This window comes from Phenylobacterium sp. (assembly GCF_025351295.1).
Classification (GTDB): Bacteria; Pseudomonadota; Alphaproteobacteria; order Caulobacterales; family Caulobacteraceae; genus Phenylobacterium.
In genome coordinates this window covers 57,125-78,880 of sequence record NZ_JANXWD010000106.1, presented here as the reverse complement: position 1 = coordinate 78,880, position 21,756 = coordinate 57,125, and the positions used below count along the sequence as shown (strand labels likewise).

General features: G+C 70.1%; 21 protein-coding genes. 7 read left to right on the top strand and 14 right to left on the bottom strand.

The window, feature by feature from the left end; genetic code table 11:
• Positions 1-19: 19 nt before the first annotated feature.
• The 3 genes from lysA to argH are packed head-to-tail and all read right to left on the bottom strand — an operon-like array spanning position 20 to position 2,963.
• Positions 20-1,300 (bottom strand): diaminopimelate decarboxylase, encoded by a 1,281-nt coding sequence (gene lysA, locus Q0R13_RS15455; protein WP_293905481.1) that lies wholly within the window; start codon positions 1,298-1,300, stop codon positions 20-22.
• On the bottom strand, positions 1,297-1,545 hold the full coding sequence (locus tag Q0R13_RS15450) for a hypothetical protein (protein WP_293905478.1): 249 nt from the start codon (positions 1,543-1,545) through the stop codon (positions 1,297-1,299). Before Q0R13_RS15450 ends, lysA begins: the two co-directional genes overlap by 4 nt.
• Complete coding sequence (gene argH / locus Q0R13_RS15445; protein ID WP_293905476.1) at positions 1,542-2,963, bottom strand: argininosuccinate lyase; 1,422 nt, start codon at positions 2,961-2,963, stop codon at positions 1,542-1,544. The genes Q0R13_RS15450 and argH overlap by 4 nt, the downstream gene beginning before the upstream one ends.
• Here argH and Q0R13_RS15440 point away from each other — a divergent pair, their 5' ends adjacent.
• Positions 2,964-3,605 (top strand): TlpA disulfide reductase family protein, encoded by a 642-nt coding sequence (locus Q0R13_RS15440; RefSeq protein WP_293905474.1) that lies wholly within the window; start codon positions 2,964-2,966, stop codon positions 3,603-3,605.
• A 213-nt stretch (positions 3,606-3,818) separates the two neighbouring features.
• Here Q0R13_RS15440 and Q0R13_RS15435 read toward each other — a convergent pair whose 3' ends face one another.
• Positions 3,819-4,208 (bottom strand): helix-turn-helix transcriptional regulator, encoded by a 390-nt coding sequence (locus tag Q0R13_RS15435; protein WP_293905472.1) that lies wholly within the window; start codon positions 4,206-4,208, stop codon positions 3,819-3,821.
• A 292-nt stretch (positions 4,209-4,500) separates the two neighbouring features.
• Here Q0R13_RS15435 and Q0R13_RS15430 point away from each other — a divergent pair, with 292 nt between their 5' ends.
• The 3 genes from Q0R13_RS15430 to Q0R13_RS15420 all read left to right on the top strand — a co-directional run bounded on the left by Q0R13_RS15430 (position 4,501) and on the right by Q0R13_RS15420 (position 7,174).
• On the top strand, positions 4,501-4,701 hold the full coding sequence (locus tag Q0R13_RS15430; RefSeq protein ID WP_293905470.1) for a hypothetical protein: 201 nt from the start codon (positions 4,501-4,503) through the stop codon (positions 4,699-4,701).
• Between the two features lie 183 nt (positions 4,702-4,884).
• On the top strand, positions 4,885-5,709 hold the full coding sequence (locus tag Q0R13_RS15425) for a DUF1295 domain-containing protein (protein WP_293905468.1): 825 nt from the start codon (positions 4,885-4,887) through the stop codon (positions 5,707-5,709).
• A gap of 10 nt (positions 5,710-5,719) precedes the next feature.
• Positions 5,720-7,174 carry a carotenoid oxygenase family protein gene (locus tag Q0R13_RS15420; protein WP_293905466.1) on the top strand — a complete coding sequence of 485 codons (1,455 nt, stop codon included), beginning with the start codon at positions 5,720-5,722 and terminating at the stop codon, positions 7,172-7,174.
• Between the two features lie 180 nt (positions 7,175-7,354).
• On the opposite strand, the gene Q0R13_RS15415 is transcribed toward Q0R13_RS15420, so the two are convergent.
• The 4 genes from Q0R13_RS15415 to Q0R13_RS15400 all read right to left on the bottom strand — a co-directional run bounded on the left by Q0R13_RS15415 (position 7,355) and on the right by Q0R13_RS15400 (position 12,576).
• Positions 7,355-7,882, bottom strand: a complete 528-nt coding sequence (locus Q0R13_RS15415; protein ID WP_293905464.1) for a hemerythrin domain-containing protein — start codon at positions 7,880-7,882, stop codon at positions 7,355-7,357.
• 148 nt (positions 7,883-8,030) lie between these two features.
• Entirely contained in the window at positions 8,031-10,478 is a 2,448-nt protein-coding gene (locus tag Q0R13_RS15410; RefSeq protein ID WP_293905462.1) for a glycoside hydrolase family 3 C-terminal domain-containing protein, read from the bottom strand.
• Positions 10,475-11,287, bottom strand: a complete 813-nt coding sequence (locus tag Q0R13_RS15405; protein ID WP_293905460.1) for a phytanoyl-CoA dioxygenase family protein — start codon at positions 11,285-11,287, stop codon at positions 10,475-10,477. Before Q0R13_RS15405 ends, Q0R13_RS15410 begins: the two co-directional genes overlap by 4 nt.
• 59 nt (positions 11,288-11,346) lie before the next feature.
• Positions 11,347-12,576 carry a winged helix-turn-helix domain-containing protein gene (locus Q0R13_RS15400; protein ID WP_293905457.1) on the bottom strand — a complete coding sequence of 410 codons (1,230 nt, stop codon included), beginning with the start codon at positions 12,574-12,576 and terminating at the stop codon, positions 11,347-11,349.
• 229 nt (positions 12,577-12,805) lie between these two features.
• On the opposite strand from Q0R13_RS15400, the gene Q0R13_RS15395 reads away from it, so the two are divergent.
• Positions 12,806-13,495: a PEPxxWA-CTERM sorting domain-containing protein gene (locus Q0R13_RS15395; protein WP_293905455.1), complete on the top strand. Its 690-nt coding sequence runs from the start codon at positions 12,806-12,808 to the stop codon at positions 13,493-13,495.
• A gap of 205 nt (positions 13,496-13,700) precedes the next feature.
• Here Q0R13_RS15395 and fdhD read toward each other — a convergent pair whose 3' ends face one another.
• From fdhD to Q0R13_RS15365, 6 genes are read right to left on the bottom strand one after another with little or no spacing between them, the layout of a single operon-like run.
• Positions 13,701-14,495, bottom strand: a complete 795-nt coding sequence (fdhD, locus tag Q0R13_RS15390; protein WP_293905453.1) for a formate dehydrogenase accessory sulfurtransferase FdhD — start codon at positions 14,493-14,495, stop codon at positions 13,701-13,703.
• On the bottom strand, positions 14,492-14,698 hold the full coding sequence (locus Q0R13_RS15385; RefSeq protein ID WP_293905450.1) for a formate dehydrogenase subunit delta: 207 nt from the start codon (positions 14,696-14,698) through the stop codon (positions 14,492-14,494). Before Q0R13_RS15385 ends, fdhD begins: the two co-directional genes overlap by 4 nt.
• Complete coding sequence (locus tag Q0R13_RS15380) at positions 14,695-14,964, bottom strand: molybdopterin dinucleotide binding domain-containing protein (RefSeq protein ID WP_293905607.1); 270 nt, start codon at positions 14,962-14,964, stop codon at positions 14,695-14,697. Before Q0R13_RS15380 ends, Q0R13_RS15385 begins: the two co-directional genes overlap by 4 nt.
• Positions 14,865-17,531: a formate dehydrogenase subunit alpha gene (gene fdhF, locus Q0R13_RS15375; protein ID WP_293905448.1), complete on the bottom strand. Its 2,667-nt coding sequence runs from the start codon at positions 17,529-17,531 to the stop codon at positions 14,865-14,867. The genes Q0R13_RS15380 and fdhF overlap by 100 nt, the downstream gene beginning before the upstream one ends.
• Positions 17,528-19,009, bottom strand: a complete 1,482-nt coding sequence (locus Q0R13_RS15370) for an NADH-ubiquinone oxidoreductase-F iron-sulfur binding region domain-containing protein (RefSeq protein WP_293905446.1) — start codon at positions 19,007-19,009, stop codon at positions 17,528-17,530. The genes fdhF and Q0R13_RS15370 overlap by 4 nt, the downstream gene beginning before the upstream one ends.
• Positions 19,006-19,479, bottom strand: a complete 474-nt coding sequence (locus Q0R13_RS15365; protein ID WP_293905444.1) for a formate dehydrogenase subunit gamma — start codon at positions 19,477-19,479, stop codon at positions 19,006-19,008. The genes Q0R13_RS15370 and Q0R13_RS15365 overlap by 4 nt, the downstream gene beginning before the upstream one ends.
• Before the next feature lie 101 nt (positions 19,480-19,580).
• Between Q0R13_RS15365 and Q0R13_RS15360 the strand changes: the two genes are divergently transcribed.
• Entirely contained in the window at positions 19,581-20,693 is a 1,113-nt protein-coding gene (locus Q0R13_RS15360) for an S-(hydroxymethyl)glutathione dehydrogenase/class III alcohol dehydrogenase (RefSeq protein WP_293905442.1), read from the top strand.
• Positions 20,690-21,541 (top strand): S-formylglutathione hydrolase, encoded by an 852-nt coding sequence (fghA, locus tag Q0R13_RS15355; RefSeq protein WP_293905440.1) that lies wholly within the window; start codon positions 20,690-20,692, stop codon positions 21,539-21,541. Before Q0R13_RS15360 ends, fghA begins: the two co-directional genes overlap by 4 nt.
• The last annotated feature ends 215 nt before the right edge of the window (positions 21,542-21,756 follow it).

The following is a 21,756-nucleotide window of genomic DNA, read 5'->3' as shown; positions in this document are numbered from 1 at the left end:
CTTGCAAGGGTGCGGGCGTCTAGAGCCACGGCGCCGGACGTTCCCGGTCGAGCATGTCGGCGTACGTCGGGCGCGGCCGGACCACCGCGAACTCGGCGCCCTTGACCAGCACCTCGGGGACCAGCAGGCGGGAGTTGTACTCGCTGGACATGGCGGCCCCATAGGCGCCGGCGCTCATGAAGGCCACCAGGTCGCCGGCCTCCAGCGGCGGCAGGAGGCGGTCGCGGGTGAAGGTGTCGCCGGTCTCGCAGATCGGGCCGACCACGTCGTAGGCCACGGGCTCGCCGGTCCGGGGCCGGAGCGGGCGGATGTCGTGGTAGGCGTCGTACATGGCCGGCCGCAGCAGGTCGTTCATCGCCGCGTCGATCACCAGGAAGCGCCGACCCTCGGGCCGCTCGTGCACGTGGATCACCCGGGCCACCAGCACCCCGGCGTTGGCGGCGATCATCCGGCCGGGTTCGAAGGCGAACTGCACGTCCAGTCCCTGCATCACGCGCCCGATCATGGCGGCGTAGTCGTCGGGCGAGGGCGGGATCGGCTGGTTGAAGTAGGGCACGCCCAGGCCGCCGCCCAGGTCCAGGCGCTCGATGGTCAGCCCCTCGGCGCGGATGCGCTCGACCAGGCCGCGCATCTTGCCGAAGGCCTGCTCCATCGGGGCCAGGTCGGTGATCTGGCTGCCGATGTGGCAGGCGACGCCCACCGGCCGGACGCCGGCCATGTTGGCGGCGTTGGCGTAGAGCCGCTCGGCCTCGGAGAACGAGACGCCGAACTTGTTCTCGGACTTGCCGGTGGAGATCTTGGCATGCCCGCCGGCCTCAACGTCCGGGTTCACCCGGATGGCGACAGCGGCGCGCCGGCCCAGGCGCTGGGCGACCCGATTGACCAGGTGCAGCTCGGGCTCGGCCTCGACATTGATCTCGGCGACGCCGGCTTCGAGGGCAAACGCGATCTCCGCCTCGGTCTTGCCGACCCCGGAGAAGACGATCCGCTCGGGCGGGACGCCGGCGGCGAGCGCACGGCGCACCTCACCCTCGGAGACCACGTCGGCTCCGGCCCCCAGCCTGGCCAGGGTCCGCAGCACGGCGACGTTGGAGCTGGCCTTCACGGCGAAGGCGATCAGCGGGTCCTTGAGCCCCGCACCGACCAGGGCGTCGCGCAGGACGGTGTAGTGCCGCTCCAGGGTGGCCGACGAATAGACGTAGACCGGCGTGCCCACCGCCTCGGCGATCCGGGCCAGCGGGACATCTTCACAGGCGAGCTCGGCCCCCCCGGGACCGTCCAGGAGCTCGAAGTGATTCATCGCGGGTTCGCGTCGGGGTCGGGCGGCGAGGAGGGCAGTTGCGCGTCGGTGGGGCGTTCGCGCGGGTCGACCGTCTGCACCGGCCGCGTCGGGTCCTGCGGCAGCGGCCGGTCGGCCGCGGTCGGCGCCCGGTGCTTGGCGCCGAACATCGGGGCGGGGCGCTCCAGCTGGCCGACCTTGCCGCAGCCGGCGAGAGCGCCCGCCAGGATCAGGGCGCTCGTGATCGCCAGGGCTCGACGGCTCATGCCAGCAGTTCCTTCCAACGCGTGATCTGCGCCCGGACCTGGTCCGGCGCCGTCCCACCATAGCTCTTGCGGCTGGCCACGGATGCCTCCGGGGTCAGCACCCCGTAGATGGCCGGCGTGATCCGCTTGTCCAGCCCCTGCAGGTCGGCCAGGGGCAGGTCAGGCAGGGCCACGCCCAGCGCTTCGGCCCGCTTGACCGCCGCGCCGGTGATGTGGTGGGCGTCGCGGAACGGCAGGTTCAGCTCGCGCACCAGCCAGTCGGCCAGGTCGGTGGCGGTGGAGTAGCCGGCGCCGGCCGCCGTCTTGAGCTTTTCGCGGTCGGGCTGCAGATCGGCCACCATCCCGGCCATGGCCAGCAGGCTCAGCTCCAGGGCGTCAAAGGCCTCGAAGGTCGGGACCTTGTCCTCCTGCATGTCCTTCGAATAGGTCAGCGGCAGGCCCTTCATCACCACGGTCAGCTGGGTGAACGACCCCAGCAGGCGGCCGACCTTGGCGCGCACCAGCTCGGCGGCGTCGGGGTTCTTCTTCTGCGGCATGATCGACGAGCCGGTGGTGAAGGCGTCGGAAAGCTTCACGAAGCCGAACTGCGGCGTCATCCAGATCACGATCTCTTCGGCCAGCCGCGACAGGTGGGTGGCGCAGATCGTGGCCGCCGCCAGGGCCTCGAGCGCGAAATCGCGGTCGGCGACGCTGTCCAGGGAGTTGGCGGTCGGCCGGGCGAAACCGAGCGCCTTGGCGGTCATGTCGCGGTCGATGGGGAACGGCGATCCCGCCAGCGCGGCCGCGCCCAGGGGACTCTCGTTCATCCGGATGGCGGCGTCGCGGAACCGCGTGGCGTCGCGGCCGAACATCTCCACATAGGCCATCAGGTGGTGGCCGAAGGTCACCGGCTGGGCCGGCTGCAGGTGGGTGAAGCCCGGCATCACCGCGTCGGCGTGGGGCTCGGCCTTGGCCAGCAGGGCGCGCTGCAGCGCCTCGACCTGGCCCAGGCTGCGTTCGCAGGCCTCGCGCACCCACATGCGGAAATCGAGCGCCACCTGGTCGTTGCGCGAGCGCGCGGTGTGCAGCCGCCCTGCCGTCGGTCCGATCAGCTCGCGCAGGCGGGCCTCCACATTCATGTGGATATCCTCGAACTCGTCGCGGAACGGGAAGGTCCCGGCGGCGATCTCGGCGTCGATGGCGGCCAGCCCGCCCTGGATCGCAGCTTCGTCGTCGCTTGAAATCACGCCCGCACTGCGCAACATCGCGGCGTGCGCCCGGGACCCAGCCAGGTCCTGGGCCGCCAGACGCCGGTCGAAACCGATGGAGACGTTGATCGCCTGCATCAGTTCGGCCGGTTTGCCGGAAAACCGTCCGCCCCACATGGCCTGTCCCGCCGAAGCGGGCCGGGCGGGCGGGTCAGAGGAAGAGTCGGTCATATGAGCGAAGGTCCAGAAGCAGGCGGCCAGGCGGCGTCGGGGAAGCCCAGGCGCGGGGTGCTGACCTGGGCCGTGGTCGGCGCCGCCGTGGTGGGCGCCGCGGCGGTTGTCTACATCATCGGCCAGTCATCCACCAAGACGGCGCCTGTGGTGGCAAGTGTGCCGGTGGCCGAAACCCCCGTGGCCTTCGCCAAGAAGCTGAGCACACCGACCCAGCCGACCCCGGCGCCGGACTACACCTTCTACGATTCCACCGGCAAGGCGCTGACGGTGGCCGACTTCAAGGGCAAGGTCGTGGTGCTGAACACCTGGGCCACCTGGTGCGGGCCCTGCAAGGTGGAGATGCCGACCCTGGCCCGGCTGCAAGCCGCCTATGCGGGCAAGCCGGTCGAGGTGGTCGCCGTCAGCATCGACACGCCCGAGGATGCGGCCAAGGCCGTCCTGTTCATCGGGCAGAACAGCCCGCTCAAATTCTACCACGACCGCGAGATGAAGCTGGTCTTCAAGATCAACGCGCCGGGCACGCCGACCACGGTGATCTACGGCAAGGATGGCATGGAGCAGGCCCGGGTCGCCGGCGACGCCGACTGGACCAGCCCCGAGGCCCGCGCCCTGGTCGACAAGGCGCTGGCGGGGGGCTGAGCGCAACGATGAAGCAGCCCAGGGGCCAGACTCAGCTAGACCCTTGGAATTTCAATATCATAGACAACCAGGAGCGCTCATCCCAGCGAAGGCCGGGACGCAGATCCGATGGCGGAGATGCGGGTTGGACGGGCTCAGCGCTTCTGGAGCCCACATCTGAGCCATTCCATCTAGGTCCTGGCCTTCGCCAGGATAGCGGTATTGGTACGGACCCTAGGCCGGGACAGCCTGCTTCGCCGCCTGGGCCGCTTGCTGGTTCGACAGCGTGCGGACCAGGCTGACCAGCGAGCTGCGCACGTCCGGCGGCAGCTTCTCGAAGCCGGTGAGCAGTTCCAGCGCGCCCGGGGTGCGCATGCGGGTCAGCAGGTCGAGGTCCTCGGCAGTCTCCTTGTCGGCGCCGTCGAACACATCCATCAGATCGGTGACCCGGCAGCGCAGCGCGCGAGAGATCTGCACCAGCCGCGAGAAGGAGATCCGGTTCGCGCCGTTTTCGTACTTCTGGATCTGCTGGAAACTGACCCCGCACTGCTCGGCAAGCGCTTCCTGCGACATCCCGATGGTGCGACGGCGAATACGCACGGCGGCTCCCAGCGCGATATCCATAGGATCCGGCGCCTTGGTCGACACCTCCGACATAGATTCCTCCCTTGCGCGGTGTTCCCCGTCCGCGCCGCAAGCCCAAGTTGCGACTAAAATCCTTTGTTGCGGAACTGCAAAGCCTTTTCAGCCCTCAGGGGATTTCGTACAATCGGTACGGCCCGTAGGAGGCGAGTGGCAAGTTAAGGTCTTGGTGACCGAAGCACCCCGGAAGTGTCGCGACACAGAGTTGTGATTCCCGAAGGCCATGCGCGTCATCCAACTGCATCCCCCGTTCGACCATGGCGCAGCCCTCCGCGTGCCACCCGCCCATGACCGGAAGAACTGGGCCGTGCTCTGGCGCTGGCTGGGGGACCAGGCGCGCTCGGTGGCCGAGGCGTCCGCCGTCCAGGTGCATACGCCGGAAGGCCCGGTGGTCGCCCATGCCGGTGACTGGATCGTGCTGTCCCACTCCGGTTCCTTCCACGTGGCTCATACGCTCCGGCCCCACGACGCCTAAAGCCTTTCTGGTTCACGTGGACTCACTTGAACCCGATAAAAAGGCTCCCAGTCTTTTGAATTGGAGCGCGTCGGGCGGCGAAACCGCGATCCACTTTCGCCTGACGCGCTCTGGTTTCGTCGACGGGTTGAAGGACCGGCCCGCGCGTGGAACGCTGACGTCGAAACCCACCAGGCGACCCGCATGCTGCCGATTTCCGAAGTCCTGACTGTCCTGGCCGTGAACTTCACCCTGTGCGTGGCGGGGTTCCTGATCCTGTGGCGGGTCGGGGCGGCGATCCGCGATGTCAGCTTCATCGATTCGGTGTGGGCGCTGGGCATGGGTGGCGTCGCGCTCTCGACGTGGGCCCAGGTGGGCTGGACCGGGCCGCGGCAGGGGCTGCTGGTGGCGATCTGTCTGGCCTGGGCGCTACGGCTGGGGTTGCACCTGCTGCTGCGCTGGCGGCGTCACGGTCCGGACCGCCGCTACGTGCGCATGATGCAGAAGGCGCAGGCCGAGCGGGGCTGGGGCTACGGCTATGCGTCGCTGCGCCTGGTCTTCGCGCTCCAGGCGCCGTTGATGTGGGTCGTCGCCCTGCCGGTCCAGCTGGGCCAGATGGCCGCCGGGCCGGCGCCGTTGGGGCCGCTGACCTGGGTCGGGGCCGGCCTGGCGCTGGCCGGCATCGCCTTCGAGACCGTCGGCGACGCCCAGATCACCCGCTTCAAGGCCGATCCGGCCAACGCCGGCCGGGTGCTGGCCGGCGGGCTGTGGCGCTACACCCGCCATCCCAACTACTTCGGCGACATCCTGACCTGGGTGGGCCTGTGGCTGATCGCGGCCGGCGCGCCGCTGGGCCTGTGGGCGCTGCCCGGGCCGGCGTTGCTGATCTTCCTGCTGACCCGCTGGAGCGGCGGCGTCACCTATGAGCGGCGATTGACGAAGACCCGGCCCGGCTATGACGACTACCAGCGCCGCACCAGCCCGCTTATCCCCTGGCCGCCGAAGCCGGCCGGGCCCGACAGCGTCTGAGGACTCCGCCATGCCGCTCGTCAACCGCGTCCGCTCGACCCTAGGCGACACCGACCACCCCTATATGACCGGGGCCTGGACCCCGACCTTCGAGGAACACGACGCCGACGACCTCGTCGTCATCGGCGAGATTCCGGGCGACCTGGACGGGGTCTATGTCCGCAACACCGAGAACCCGGTGCACGCGCCGATCGGCCTCTACCACCCGTTCGACGGCGACGGGATGATCCACGCCATGAGCTTCCAGGACGGTAAGGCCAGCTATCGCAACCGCTTTGTCCGCACCAAGGGGTTCGCGGCCGAGCAGGCGGCGGGCGGGGCGTTGTGGGCCGGCCTGGCGGAGCATCCGTCGAAGTCCACGCGGCCCGGCTGGGGCGCCCAGGGCAGCCTGAAGGACTCCTCCTCGACCGACGTGGTGGTTCACGCGGGCCAGATCCTGTCGACCTTCTACCAGTGCGGCGAAGGCTACCGGCTTGACGCCAACACCTTGGCCGACCTGGGCGTGGAAAGCTGGGTGCCCGCCGACGGCATCTCGGCCCACCCGAAGGTCGATGAGGCCACCGGGGAGCTGCTGTTCTTCAACTACTCCAAGCAGGCGCCCTACATGCACTATGGCGTCGTGGGGCCGGACAATCGACTGAAGCACTATGTGCCGATCCCGCTGCCGGGGCCGCGGCTGCCGCACGACATGGCGTTCACGAAAAACTATTCGATATTGAACGAATTGCCGCTATTCTGGGATCCGGAGCTGCTGCTGAAGGGCTATCACGCCGCCCGCTTCCACCGCGACATTCCCACGCGGTTCGCCATCATCCCGCGCTACGGCCAGCCGCAGGATATCCGCTGGTTCGAGGCCAAGCCCTGCTACTGCCTGCACTGGATGAACGCCTATGAGGCGGGCGACGAGGTGGTCCTGGATGGCTACTTCCAGGAGGATCCGGAGCCGCCGGCGCTGGAGGGCTGGCCGCGCAAGCTGGGCCAGATGATGGCCTATCTCGACGAGCACTCGATGAAGCCGAAGCTGTACCGCTGGCGCTTCAACCTGAAGACCGGGGCGGTCCGCGAAGGGGCCTTGGACGACCGGGTGCTGGAGTTCGGCTCGTTCAACCAGAAGATCGCCGGGACCAAGGGCCGCTACCTCTATTCGACGACGGCCAAGCCCGGCTGGTTCCTGTTCACCGGCATCGTCAAGCACGATCTGGACACCGGCCGCTCCTGGAGCCTGGAGTTCGGGCCGGACCGCTATGGCTCCGAGGCCCCGTTCGCGCCCCGGGTCGGGGCGACGGACGAGGACGACGGCTACCTGATCAGCTTCGTCACCGACCTGGCCGCCGACCGCTCGGAGTGCGTGGTGGTGGACGCCAAGGATATCGCGGCGGGGCCGGTCTGCCGGATCCTGCTGCCGCACCGGATCTCGTCGGGAACCCACGCCTGCTGGGCGGGACGCGACCAGCTCGGTCTCTAAGCGCCTTCCCCGTCCCGAAGAGGACAGGGGAGGCGGCTCAGCGTGAAGCGATGAGACGGAGGGCGCGCCAGAGCCTTTCTGGTTCAAGTTGAGTCACTTGAACCAGAAAAAAAGGCTCTACCTCTTTGAATTAGAGCGCGTCGGGCGGCGAAACCGGGATCCACTTTCGCCTGACGCGCTCTAGTTGGGCTTCTTGCCGCCCAGCTCCGCCATCAGCTCTTCCTTGCGCGCCTTCAGGCGTTCGCCCATGGCGTCAAGATCCTCGTCGCCCTTCTTGGCCTGGGCGAACAGGCCGCCGGGCTGTTCCTCTTCCTTGACGTGGTGGGTGATGTACTCGCCCAGCACCTTGACCTTGGCGTCGTAGTATTGCTCCGACGGCTTCATGCCCTCGATCTCGGCGATCAGCTTCTTGGCGCCGTCGTGCTCGACATAGGCCTCGTCCAGCATGTCGTCCTCGATATCGCCGCGCTCCTCGGGATAGAAGATCTCTTCCTCGATCTGGGTGTGGACCTTCAGCGCCAGGGCGATCTTGTTGAACAGCGCCTGCTTCTCGGCGTCGCCCTCCAGCTGTTCGTATTCGTCGAACCAGCCGGCCACCTCGCGGTGGTCCTTCTTCAGCAGGCTGATCGCCAGGGGGTCGCGCCGGCCGGTGCGGCGGGTGCGGCGGGCCTGGGTGGTCTTGGACGTCGCCTTCGCGGTCGTCGCCATCTGTCTCTCCAAATCTGGGCTGATCGTACGGTTAATGAATGTGGGCGGACCTGTTTCTGCGCGGCATTTCGGGAGCCTCCATGCCGAACCGTCCCACCAAACGCCGGCTCGGCGCGGACGGTTCCAGGCGGGCCGGTGAAGGGAGCGATCAGGACAGGCGGATCGTGGCAATCAGCGCGATGTCGCCGGCGGAGCGGCCGACGCGGATGTCGTAAGCGCCCGGATCGACCACCCAGCCCTCCGCCGCCAGGTCCCAGGTTGCGAAGGCGCCGGCCTCCAGCTCGAGGGCCAGGCGGCGGGTCTCGCCGGGCGCGAGCGTCGCCTTGGCGAAGGCCTTCAGCTCCTTCGGCGGGCGCGGGAGCCGGGGGGCCTGGGGCGCGACGTAGACCTGGACCACCTCGCTCCCGGTCCCCGCGCCGGTGTTGGTGACGCAGACCTCGACGGTGACCGCCTGGCCGGCGACACCGGTCGCCGGCGCGGCCAGGTCGGACAGCGTGAAGGTCGTGTAGCCGAGCCCGTGGCCGAACGGAAACAGCGGCGCGACACCGGTCTGGTCGAAGTCGCGGTAGCCGACCGCCAGACCCTCGGCGTAGTCGCAGACCAGCGGGTCCGGGCCGGTCGCGTGCGCGGGGTGGTCGCCAAAGGCCCTGGGGTAGCTGATCGGCAGGCGGCCGCCGGGCTCTTGGGCGCCGAACAGGACCGCGGCCAGGGCGTCCGGTCCGGTCTCGCCGGGCAGCCACATCTGCAGCACCGCGCGCGCCTGGTCGATCCAGGGCAGGGCGAAGGGCGATCCGGTGTTCATGACCACCACGGTGCTGGAGTTGGCCGCCAGGACGGCGCGGGCCAGGTCGTCCTGGCCGCCGGGCAGGGCCATGTCCGCGCGGTCGTAGCCCTCTGCCTCGGTGACGAGGCCGGATCCCAGCACCAGGATCACCGCGTCGGCGGCCCTGGCGGCTTCGATGGCCACGGCCGCGTCCGGGCGCGGCGGGCGGATGCCCAGGCTCAGGTATTCGTAGCCCTTCGCCCGGGGCGTGTAGTCGACCTGGAGCCGGTAGCCACGGCCGGCCTCCAGCGGGGCGCTGGCCAGGCGGCGCGGGACGCGGCGGCCGATGACGTCGAAATGGTCCTCGGCGGCGGACGTGTCGGTCGTGATCAGCGGCGCGCCGTCCAGTGAGAAGCGCGGCGCGCCGGTGGCGCGGACACCGAACTCATGGACCCCGCTCTCCTCCGGCCAGAACCAGCCGCTCCAGCGCAGCGAGGCATAGGCGGGCCGGTCGCCGCTGGCGATCTGCGGGGCGCCCCAGGCGATCGGCGTGCGTTCGAGCGCGGTGGCGTGCGCCGCACCCGAGCCGTCGGGACTGGCGAAATAGTCCACCTGAAGCCCCTCGGCGTCGCGCGCCCGCGTCGGGCTGAGCCGCCAGGCCGCGGGGGTCGGCGGGAAGGGGTCGTTGTCGACGCCGCGCGCCTCGATCACGGTGACCTCCGGGCCCAGGAGATCCCGCAGCCCCTCGGCCGGCGTCTTTACGCGATCGGTCACCACCTGCGAACTGCCGCCGCCCTGCAACAGGCACCGGGCGGCGTTGGGCCCGATCAGGGCCACGGTCTTGAGCTTGGGCGACAGGGGCAGCAGGCCGCCGTCGTTCTTCAGCAGCGTCATCGCCTCGCAGGCGGCGTCGAAGGCGATGGCTTGGTGGCGGGCGGTGCGCAGTTCGCCGCCCGGGCGCGGGCCGGCGTCCATCAGCCCGGCCCTGACGATCAGCCGGACGACACGCCGCGCATTGTCGTCGATCTGGGCCAGCGGCACGTCGCCGGCCTCCACCGCCGCCAGCAGCTTGTCGCCGAACCAGCGGGCGGGTCCCGGCATCTCCAGGTCCAGGCCGGCGTTGGGCGCGTCGACGGTCGAGTGCACAGCGGCCCAGTCGGAGACCACCATCCCCGCATAACCCCACTCGTCCTTCAGGATGTCGGTGAGCAGGCGGCGATGCTCGGAGGCGTAGGTCCCGTTCAACTTGTTATAGGAGGCCATGACCGTCCACGGGTCGGCCTCGCGGACCACCCGCTCGAAGGCGGCCAGGTAGATTTCACGCAGGGTGCGCTCGTCGACCCGGGCGTCGACCCGGAAGCGTTCCAGCTCCTGGTTGTTGGCCGCGAAGTGCTTCAGCGACGCGCCGATCCCCTCGCCCTGCAGGCCGCGGACATAGGCCGACCCCATGACACCGGCCAGGTAGGGGTCTTCCGAATAGGTCTCGAAGTTGCGGCCCCAGGTGGGGATGCGCATGATGTTGATGGTCGGCGCCAGCACGACGTGGTCCCCAAGGGCGTGGGCCTCGCGGGCGATGGCGGCGGCGACCTGCCCGGCGGTGTCGGGGTTCCAGGTGGCGGCGATGGCCACGCCGACCGGGAAGACGGTGGCCGGCACACCGTCGATCGAGCGCACGCCCGTGGGGCCGTCGGTCATCCGCAGGGCCGGTAGCCCCAGCCGCTCGATGGGGTGCAGGGTGAAGGAACTGGCGCCGGCCAGCAGGCGCACCTTCTCCACAAGCGTCATCTGCCGCAGCAGGTCGGCGACGCGGTCGTCCAGGGCGGCGAGGCTCACTGCCCCTCCAGGATGCGGAACTGTCGCTCCGGGTCGTCCTGGGTGACCACCGTGCCGTCCGGCAGGCGGACGTGGGCGCCGTCGGGGGCGTACTGCAGAATGTAGGCCTTGCGCACCGCGTCGGTCAGGTTCGGGCCGGTCCGGTGGGGCGCGAGCGAGGAGAAGACCACGATGTCGCCCGCCCGGGCCGGCGCGGCCACGGCGTCCGGCGCGTCCTCCAGGCAGACCCGGCCGGCCTCGCCCTGCCAGTGCTCCAGGGTGCCCAGCTTGTGCAGGCCGGGCGCGATCCAGGGGCAGCCGTTCTGCTCATCCACGTCGACCAGCGGGATCCACAGGGTGAGATACTGCTGCGGCTCGACGAAGGTGTAGCCGTTGTCCTGGTGCCAGGGGAATTCCTGCGGCTTCTCGGTCTTCTTGTAGACCGACTGGTCCCAGTAGAGCCGCACCGGGCCGCGCATCAGGTCGTGGCAGATGCCGCGCACCACCGGGTGCTGCGCGAACGCCCCAAGCACCGGTGACTGGCCGGCGATATGGATCGTGAAGCTGATGCTTTCGGTGACCGTCAGGCGAAATCGGCCGCCGGGCCTGCTGTTGGCGAAGTCCATGGTGGCCTGTTCCAGCGGGTCGATGGCGGCGGTGACCGCGGCGATCTCGTCGGGGGTGAAGGCGGCCCGGTAGACGAAAAAGCCATGGGCGTTGAAGGCGTCCACCTGTTCCAGGCCGAGCGTGCGCAAGTCGGTGCGCGGGGCGTCCTGCCAGGCGAAGCCGATATTCAGGGGGTGCGGGCGGGGGCTGGAGGTCGTGGCCATGGGAAGGAAGCATATCAGGTCCTCCGCGGCCGGGGAGGTGGGCCAAACCATCCGCGTTCTCAGGCCGATGGCCCGACCAGGGTGGCTAGCCGTGCGAACCGGCGGTTCCCGCGCAGCGCGTCGAAGTCGCTGTCCCGGTCTAGCCAGGGCCGCGCCCAGGGGCCGCGCCAGCCGCAATCCACCACCTGCTCCAGGGCGTCCAGCGCGGCCTCCGTGCGGCCGTTGTGCGCCAGGGTGTTGGCGAGGTGGAAGGCCAACGGCTCGGCGTGCGTGCGGGCGAGCTCCATGTCGATGGCCGCGTCCTCGGGACGGCCCAGGGCGTGGAGGCAACGTGCACGACCCGCCCGCGCGCGGAAGTCGTCAGGATGCTCGGCGAGGCGGGCGTCGAGCCGCGGAAGCGCTATGCTGAAGTTCTGACGGGATGCCGACGCCTCGCCCAGTATCCGCCTCAGCTTGCCAGCCAGCACCAGGGCGTACGGCTCGCCTGGCGTCAGGCGGGCCGCGCGTTCCAGCATCGCCGCCGCCGGTCGAAACGCCAGCGCGGACATGCACACGCGCGCCGCGTGGTAGAACACGACGCTGCTGCTGGGCCCGAGCGCCACCGCACGCCGGATCAGGTCCGTGGCCCCGGCAAAGTCGGCTTGGTAGGCGCAGGCGTGCGCGTCCACCGACCAGGCCTCGGCCAATCCGCCCTCGAGGCGCAGGGCGGCTTCGCAATGGCCGCGAACCCGTGGGACGTCCATCGGATCCTCGACATAGTCCGTGAACAGCAGCGCCTCGGCCAGGCCGGCGTGGGCGACCGCCAGCCTAGGGTTCATCCGCAAGGCCGTGCCGTAGAGCTCGATCGCGGCGTACAGCCCGGTCCGGCCGCCCGTCTCGCGCAAGGACAGCGCCTGCAGGTAGGTCCCGTAGGCTTCCAGGTCCGCGGCCCAGCCGCCGGGGAGCGCGCCTACGCCGTCCTCGCCGGCGGGACTCGCAAGCAGGCGGTAGCCCGTCTTGTGGACCGTCTCGATGTATCGCGGCCGGCGGAAATCGTCGCCGAAGGCCCGGCGCAGCTCGGCGATCACCTGGGTCAGCACCTCCTCGCCGACCGTCTGGCCGCCCCACGCCGCGTCCAACAGCGCATCGCGCGACCAGACCCGCCCGGGTTCCTGGACCAGGTTCAGCAGAACTTGCGCGGCCTTCGGCGAAAGTCGATGCTTCGCCTGCCCTGAAGACAGGTATCGCGAGTTCGGGTCGAAGACCCAGTCGGCGATGACGTGCATTTTGGCCTGCCCAGCGTCGTCCATACGTTCGTCAATTGAGCAGGGATGTCAAAGGCCGGCCTGAGGCCTGATTTACTGTCGAGCGTTCCCGGTCCGCCCTGCGAACGCTCGGAATCCTAATGAAAACCCTCTGATTCCATCAGGTTTCCGCGTGGCGCGCGGACCAGTCTGGATCTTCGAGCTTGGCGCCAAGTCGGGGCCACAGAGCGTGAGAAGATGGCGAGGCCATCCGGCGGCCATCAGGAGGAACTGCATGACTCGGAACTGCAAGCTCGCGGCCGCGGCCGCTGTGTTGGCCCTGGCCGTCGGTGCGGCGGCGGGCGCGGACGCCTCGGTGCTGACCTTCGACGGCGACATCTGCAACGGCGGCCTCACCTGCAGCGACAGCTTGCGCATCGATCAGACCTACGGCGACACCGCCGCGGTGGACGTGCAGTACAACCACGACATCACCAGTCCGGCCAACACGACCGGCGCGGCGGGCGCAGAACTCCAGTGGTGGGACACGGGCTACAACGACCTCGTCAACGTCGCGTGGGGGGGCGTGAACGACGCTGCCGGGACGCCGATGATCTTCCTGAAGCCGGTGACGGGGCGCACGGTCACCCTGAACGGGTTCGACCTCGGGGGATTTTTGCTTGCCGAGCGCGAGACCCAGGTCACCATCGTCGATGGCTTGAACAATGTACTCTACGCCTCCGGCACAATCATGGCTGGCACGGGCCCCATAACGGCCCGCCATTTCAGCTTCAACCTCTCCAGCGCGACAGGGATCGGCATCCAGTGGGGCCCGAGCGGCTTCAATGTCGGGATGGACAATGTCGACTTCACTACGGGAGCGGCGGCCGGGGTCCCCGAGCCTGCCACCTGGGCGATGCTGATCCTGGGCCTTGGCGCCGCCGGCTCACTGATTCGTCACCGCCGCGCCTTTGCGTCCAGCTAGAGCCTTTCTGGTTCAAGTGGAGTCACTTGAACCAGATAAAAAGGCTCTAACTCTTTGAATTCGAGCGTGTCGGGCGGCGAAACCGGGATCCACTTTCGCCTGACGCGCTCTAGCGAACGCCCTTCCTTTTCCACGAAGTCGCAGAGGGCAACCGCCTTCTTCGGGGTGCGGTCCCCCTCCGCCGCCTGCGGCGGGAAAGGAAGGCTCAGCGGGCGAACCGCTGCGGATGGGTAAACACCTCGAACGCGTCGTCGCGCGCCACCGCCACCAGGGTCATCCCGGCCGCCTGCGCCGTGCGGACCGCCAGCGCCGTCGGCGCCGAGACCGCGACGAGGACCTGGGCGTTCATCATCGCGGCCTTCTGCACCATCTCCACCGAGACGCGGCTGGTCAGCAGCAGCAGGCCGTCTCCGGCGCGGACACTGGAACGGGCCAGGGCGCCCACCAGCTTGTCGAGGGCGTTGTGGCGGCCGACGTCTTCGCGCAGGGCGACGATGCCGTCCGCCGGCGTCCACCAGGCCGCGGCATGGACGGCGCGCGTGGCGGCGCCCAGGTGCTGGGCGGGCGACAGCGCGGCCATGGCCGCATGGATGGCGGCGGGCGAGACGCTGAAGCCCTGCGGCACGCGCGGCGGCGGGCGGGCGGCCTCGGCCAGGCTGTCGATCCCGCAGAGGCCGCAACCCGTGGGGCCGGCCAGCGTGCGGCGGCGGCTGGCCAGGGCGGTGGCCGCGGACTGCCTCAGCCATATGCGCAACTCGATCCCGTCGGCGGCCGGGACGACCTCGAGGCCGGTGATCTCGTCGGGAGCCGCGATCAGCCGCTCGGTGAGGCTGAAGCCGACCGCGAAGTCCTCCAGGTCGGCCGGCGTGGCCATCATCACCGCGGTGGTGGTCGCGTCGTGGACCAGGGCGACGGCGGTTTCCTCCGGCAGCTCGCGGCGCCCCGTCTCCGGACCCGATGTCGTCCAGCGGGTCCGCCCGTAAGGCCGGGACGCGGTCACGCCAGGCGGCCCACGGCCTCGGCGGAGATGGGGTCGAGGCCGTCGCCGCCGGCGGCGTTCCAGGCGACGAGCTCGGCGCGCATCTGCGGGTCCCAGAAGCTCCGGAGGTGGCCGGCGACACCCTCGGCGGGATCGCCCGCCTGGGCGGCGAAGAACTTGGCGATCTGGTTGGCCATGTAGATGAGCCGTTCCGGCCGCGTCATTCGGCCGGCGCCCCAGCGACGCGCCGGCTGCGCGCGCTCATCGCCTCATACCGGGCCTGCCAGTCGGAGGGGCCGTTGGAGGGGGCGACCTGCACCGCGGTGACCTTGTATTCCGGGCAGTCGGTGGCCCAGTCGGAATATTCGGTGGTTACCACATTGGCCTGGGTCACCGGGTGGTGGAAGGTGGTGTAGACCACCCCCGGCGCGACCCGGTCGGTGATGCGGGCCCGCAGCGTCGTCTCCCCCGCTCGGCTGGCCAGCCGCACCCAGTCGCCCGCGGCCACGCCGCGCTCCTCGGCGTCGTGTGGTGGATCTCCAGCACGTCCTCCTCATGCCAGATCACATTCTCGGTCCGCCGCGTCTGGGCGCCGACATTGTACTGCGACAGGATGCGCCCGGTGGTCAGCAGCAGCGGGAAGCGCGGACCGATCTTCTCGTCGGTGGGCACGTATTCGGTGATCACGAACTTGCCCAGGCCGCGGACGAACCGCTCCAGATGCATCACCGGGGTGCCCAGGGGCGCGGCCTCGTTGCAAGGCCACTGCACCGAGCCCTCGCGGTCCAGCAGGTCGTAGGAAACGCCGGCGAAGGTGGGGGTCAGCGCGGCGATCTCGTCCATGATCGCCGCCGGATGGCCGTAGGCCATCGGATAGCCCAGGGCGTTTGAGAACAGCTCGGTGACCTCCCAGTCCTCGTAGCCGTTGCGTGGCCCGATCACCTTGCGCACCCGCTGGATGCGGCGCTCGGCGTTGGTGAAGGTGCCGTTCTTCTCCAGGAACGTGGAGCCGGGCAGGAAGACGTGGCCGTAGTTGGCGGTTTCGTTGAGGAACAGGTCGTGGATCACCACGCACTCCATGGCCGCCAGGCCCGCGGCCACGTGGCGGGTATTGGGGTCGGACTGCAGGATGTCCTCGCCCTGGATATAGATGGCCTTGAACCGGCCGGCGACCGCGGCGTCCAGCATGTTAGGGATGCGCAGGCCGGGCTCCGGATCGATCGGCGCCCCCCAGGCCGCCTCGAACAGCGCCCGCGTCGCGGCGTCGGAGATGTGGCGATAGCCGGTGAGCTCGTGCGGGAACGAGCCCATGTCGCAGGCGCCCTGCACGTTGTTCTGGCCTCGCAGCGGGTTCACGCCCACCCCCGGCCGGCCCAGGTTGCCGGTGGCCATGGCGAGGTTGGCGATGGCCATTACGGCGGTGGAGCCCTGGCTGTGCTCGGTGACACCGAGGCCATAGTAGAAGGCGCCGTTGCCGCCGGTGGCGTAGAGCCGGGCGGCGGCTCGCAGGTCGGCGGCGGGGACGCCGGTAGCGGCCTCGCTGGCCTGCGGCGAGTGTTCGGGGCGCGCCACGAACTCGGCCCAGTGCTGGAACTCGTCCCAGTCGCAGCGTTCGCGCACGAAGGCCCCGTCGCAGAGACCCTCCGTGACGATCACATGGGCCATGGCGACCAGCACGGCGACGTTGGTCCCGGGTCGCAGCGGCAGGTGGTGGGCGGCCTCGACGTGCGGGGTGCGGACCAGGTCGATCCGGCGCGGGTCGATGACGATCAGCTTGGCGCCGGCTCGCAAGCGCCGCTTCATCCGTGAGGCGAACACCGGATGGCCGTCGGTGGGGTTGGCGCCGATCACCACCATGACGTCGCAGTCCTCGACCGAGTCGAAGTCCTGGGTGCCGGCAGAGGTCCCGAAGGCGGTCTTCAGGCCGTAGCCGGTGGGCGAGTGGCAGACGCGCGCGCAGGTGTCGACGTTGTTCACCCCGAACCGGGCGCGGATCATCTTCTGGACGAGGTAGGTCTCCTCGTTGGTGCAGCGCGAGGAGGTGATGCCGCCGATGGCGTGGGCGCCATACGTTGCCTCGATGCGGGTGAACTCGGCGGCGGCGTAGGCGATGGCCTCGTCCCAGGAGACTGTGCGCCAGGGGTCCTGGATCGAGGCGCGGATCATCGGCTCCAGCACCCGCTCGCGGTGGGTGGCGTAGCCCCAGGCGAAGCGGCCCTTGACGCATGAATGCCCGTGGTTGGCCTTGCCGTCCTTCCACGGGACCATGCGCACCAGCTCCTCGCCGCGCAGCTCGGCCTTGAAGGTGCAGCCGACGCCGCAGTAGCCGCAGGTGGTGACCTCGGCGCGCTCCGGCTGGCCGATCGCGATGACGGCCTTCTCGGTCAGCGCCGCGGTGGGGCAGGCCTGGACGCAGGCGCCGCAGGAGACGCACTCCGACGACAGGAACAGCTCGTTCTGGCTGGCGGTGATCTTCGAGCCGAAGCCGCGATCCTCGACGGTCAGCGCCAGGGTCCCCTGCACCTCGTCGCAGGCGCGCACGCAGCGGGAGCAGACGATGCACTTGGCCGGGTCGAAGGTGAAGTAGGGGTTGGACGCATCGCAGGGCAGGCCGGTGTGGCTCTCGCCCTCATGGCCGTAGCGAACCTCGCGCAGGCCCACCGCGCCGGCCATGTCCTGCAGCTCGCAATCGCCGTTGGCCGCGCAGGTCAGGCAGTCCAGCGGGTGATCGGAGATGTAGAGCTCCATGACGCCGCGGCGGAGCTTCGCCAGCTTCGGCGTCTGGGTGTGGACCACCATGCCGGCCGCTACCGGGGTGGTGCAGGAGGCCGGCGTCCCGGCGCGGCCGTCGATCTCCACCAGGCACAGGCGGCAGGAGCCGAAAGCCTCCAGGCTGTCGGTGGCGCAGAGCTTGGGGATCGAGGTCCCGGCCTGCCTGGCGGCGCGCAGGATCGAGGTCCCGGCGGGGACGGTGACGGCGCGGCCGTCGATGGTCAGGGTCACGGGTTCGCCGGTAGCCTGCGGCGTGCCGAAGTCAATCTCGAGGACGCGGCTCATCCGACCGGCTCCGCCGCCGTGACGGGCGCCGCGAAATCCTCGGGAAAGTGCCGGATGGCGCTCATCACCGGATAGGGTGTGAACCCGCCCAGGGCGCAGAGCGAACCAAATTTCAGTGTCTCGCAGAGGTCCTCGACCAGGGCGAGGTTGGCGGCGACCTCGCGGCCGGCGCGGATGCGGTCCATGACCTCGACGCCGCGCTTCGAGCCCAGGCGGCAGGGCGTGCACTTGCCGCAGCTCTCGAGGCCGCAGAATTCCAGGGCGAAGCGGGCCTGGGCGGCCATGTCGACGCTGTCGTCGAACACCACGACGCCGCCGTGGCCGATCAGGCCGTCACGGGCCGCGAACGCCTCGTAGTCGTAGGGCGTATCGAACAGGGCCGGCGGGAAATAGGCTCCCAGCGGGCCGCCGCACTGGACGGCGCGGACCGGGCGGCCGGTGGCCGTGCCGCCGCCGATGTCGTGGACGATCTGGCCCAGCGTCAGGCCGAAGGGCGCCTCGTAGAGGCCGGGGCGGGCGACATTGCCGGCCAGCTGGATCGGCTTGGTCCCGCGCGAGCGGCCGGTCCCCAGCGCGGCGTAGGCCGCGGCGCCGTGCTGCAGGATCCAGGGCGCGGCGGCCAGCGACAGCACGTTGTTGACGATGGTCGGCCGGCCGAACAGGCCGCGGTGCGCCGGGAGCGGCGGCTTGGCGCGCACCTGGCCGCGCCGCCCCTCAAGGCTCTCCAGCAGCGCCGTCTCCTCGCCGCACACATAGGCGCCCGCCCCGACCCGTAGTTCGATGTTGAACGATCCGAGCAGGCCGTCGCCGTGCGCGATCTCCAGCGCCCGGGCCATGGTGGCGTTGGCGTGCGGGTATTCGGAGCGGGAATAGATGAAACCCCTGGCCGCGCCGACCGCGAAGGCGGCGATGGCCATGCCTTCGATCAGCAGGAAGGGGTCGCCCTCCATCAGCATGCGGTCGGCGAAGGTACCGCTATCGCCCTCGTCGGCATTGCAGACGATGTACTTGAGGTCGCCGGCCGCCTCCCGGGCCGTCTTCCACTTGACGCCCACCGGGAAGCCCGCGCCGCCGCGGCCGCGCAGGCCGGAACGGTTGATCGTCTCGATCACCGCGTCGGGGCCGATCTCGCGGGCGCGATCGAGGCCGGCGAAGCCGGGCGGAACCAGCGGGTCGACGACGCCGCAGCGGGCGAAGGTGAGGCGGGTCTGGCCAGCCAGCCAGGGGTACCGCTCGATGTCGCCCAGCGCCAGCGGGTGGTGGCCGCCGGCCAGGATCGCGGCGGCATCGGCGGGGGTCACGGGGCCGTAGGCGGCGCGGCCGGCCGGCGTCTCGATCTCGACCAGGGGCTCCAGCCAGACGAGGCCGCGCGAGCCGGTGCGGACCACCTCGGCGCCCTGCGCGGCGAAGGCCCGGGCGACGGCGTCGGCGCCCACGGCCAGGGCGGCGGCGTCACGGGGCACGAAGACGCGGGTCATGCAGCCCCCAGGGCCGCGGCCAGGCGGCGGGCGTCCAGCCGCCCCAGGGGCTCGCCATCGACAAGGGCGGCGGGGGCGACCGCGCAGAGGCCCAGGCAGTAGACCGGCTCGACGGTCACCGCGCCGTCGGCGGTGGTCTCGCCCCAGGCCAGGCGCAGGCGAGCCAGCAGGCCGGCGGCCCGGGCCTCGCCGCCCATCGCCTGGCACGCCTCGGCGCGGCACAGGCGAACCAGCCGCCGGCCGGCCGGGGCGTCGCGGAAGTCGTGGTAGAAGCTGACCGCCCCATGCACCTCGGCGCGGGTCAGGTTCAGGGCCTGCGCCAGGAACGGGATCGCCGCCTTGGGGACGCAGCCGAACGCCGCCTGGATTGCCCGCAGGATCGGCAGCAGCGGCCCGTCCAGCCCGGCATGCGCGTCAACGATTGCGCGCGCAGTGTCGGGGTTCCAGTCTGCGGGGTGAAGCGAAGTCATGCTGGCATGCTAGGCCGAATCCGGCGGGCGCATTCCACCTTCACATCGTCGCGCGCTTCAGAAATGCTGCGCGTCGCCTGGAGAGTCGAGGGGACGAGACCATGAAGACGCGCGCCGCGGTGGCCTTCGAGGCCAGGAAGCCGCTGGAGATCGTCGAACTGGACCTGGAAGGCCCCCGCGCCGGCGAGGTGCTGGTGGAGATCAAGGCCACCGGCGTCTGCCACACCGACGCCTACACCCTGGACGGCCTGGACTCCGAGGGCCTGTTCCCGTCGATCCTGGGCCATGAGGGCGCGGGCGTGGTGGTCGAGGTGGGGCCCGGCGTCACCTCGGTGGCGGTGGGCGACCATGTGATCCCGCTCTACACGCCCGAATGCCGCCAGTGCAAAAGCTGCCTCAGCCGCAAGACCAACCTCTGCACGGCGATCCGGTCCACCCAGGGACGCGGCCTGATGCCGGACGGCACCAGCCGGTTCTCGTACAAGGGCGAGACGATCTATCACTACATGGGCTGCTCGACGTTCTCGAACTACACGGTCCTGCCGGAGATCGCGGTGGCCAAGATCCGCAAGGACGCGCCGTTCGACACCGCCTGCTACGTGGGCTGCGGCGTGACCACCGGCGTGGGAGCGGTGGTCAACACCGCCAAGGTGGAGGCGGGCGCCACCGCGGTGGTGTTCGGCCTGGGCGGTATCGGCCTCAACGTCATCCAGGGCCTGAAGCTGGTGGGTGCGGGGATGATCGTCGGCGTCGACATCGAGCCCATGCGCGAGGCCTGGGGCCGCAAATTCGGCATGACCCACTTCGTCGATCCGCACCGGCTGGACGGCAAGGACCTGGTGGCCCACCTGGTCGAGCTGACCGACGGCGGCGCCGACTACACCTTCGACGCCACCGGCAACACGGCGGTGATGCGCCAGGCGCTGGAGGCGTGTCATCGCGGCTGGGGCCAGTCGATCGTCATCGGCGTGGCCCCGGCCGGCGAGGAGATCTCGACCCGGCCGTTCCAGCTGGTCACCGGCCGGGTCTGGAAGGGCACGGCGTTCGGCGGGGCGCGCGGGCGCACCGATACGCCGAAGATCGTCGACTGGTACATGGAGGGCAAGATCCAGATCGACGCGATGATCACCCACCGGCTGCCGCTGGAGCGGATCAACGAGGCCTTCCACCTGATGCACGCCGGAACCTCCATCCGCACCGTGGTGGTCTATTGAGCCTGGAGACGGTCTCGACGGCGAAGAGCTTCGGGGGCTACCAGGGGGTCTATCGCCACGCCAGCCGCGAGACGCGGACCGCGATGACCTTCAGCGTGTTCCTGCCGCCGCAGGCTGCGGCGCCGGGCGCCCGGCTGCCGGTGGTCTGGTATCTGTCGGGCCTGACCTGCACCCACGCCAATGTCACCGAGAAGGGCCAGTTCCAGCGCGCCTGCGCCGAGCTGGGGATGATCTTCGTGGCGCCGGACACCAGCCCGCGCGGCGAGGGCGTGCCCGACGATCCGGACGGCGCCTACGACTTCGGCCTGGGCGCGGGGTTCTATGTGGACGCGACGGAGGCGCCCTGGGCCGCCAACTACCGGATGGAGCGCTACATCGTCTCCGAGCTGCCGGAGGTGATCGCCGCCAACTTTCCCGCCGACCTCGGCCGCCAGGGGCTGACCGGGCACTCCATGGGCGGGCACGGGGCGCTGACCCTGGCGCTGAAAAACCCCGGCCGCTGGAAGAGCGTCTCGGCCTTCGCGCCGATCGCCTCGCCGATGCGCTGCCCGTGGGGCGAGAAGGCGCTGGGCGGCTATCTGGGGCCGGACCGCGCGGCGTGGCGCCGACATGACGCCACCGCCCTGATCGAGGACGGCGCGCGGGTGGCCGAACTACTGATCGACCAGGGCGAGGCGGATAGTTTCCTGGCCGGACAGCTGAAGCCGGAGCTGCTGGAGGCCGCCTGCCGGGACGCCGGCATCCCCCTGACGCTGCGCCGCCAGCCGGGCTACGACCACAGCTACTATTTCATCGCCAGCTTCCTGGAGGACCACCTCCGCTGGCACGCCGAGCGGCTCGGGGCTTAGGACAGTCCGCCCGAGTCCGGACGCATCGGCGACAACGGTCGCTTCCTTCCCCCGCCTGCGGGGAAAGGTCGCCAAAGCCGCAGGCGGGCGACAATGGGGGAGGTGTCCGGGAAGAGTCTGACTCACGCTTCCCCCATCGACCCTCGGCTTCGCCAGCGGGCCGCTTCCCCCAGTGGGGGAAGGATTTGGCACTGGATTCTTCGAACTCGGCGCGC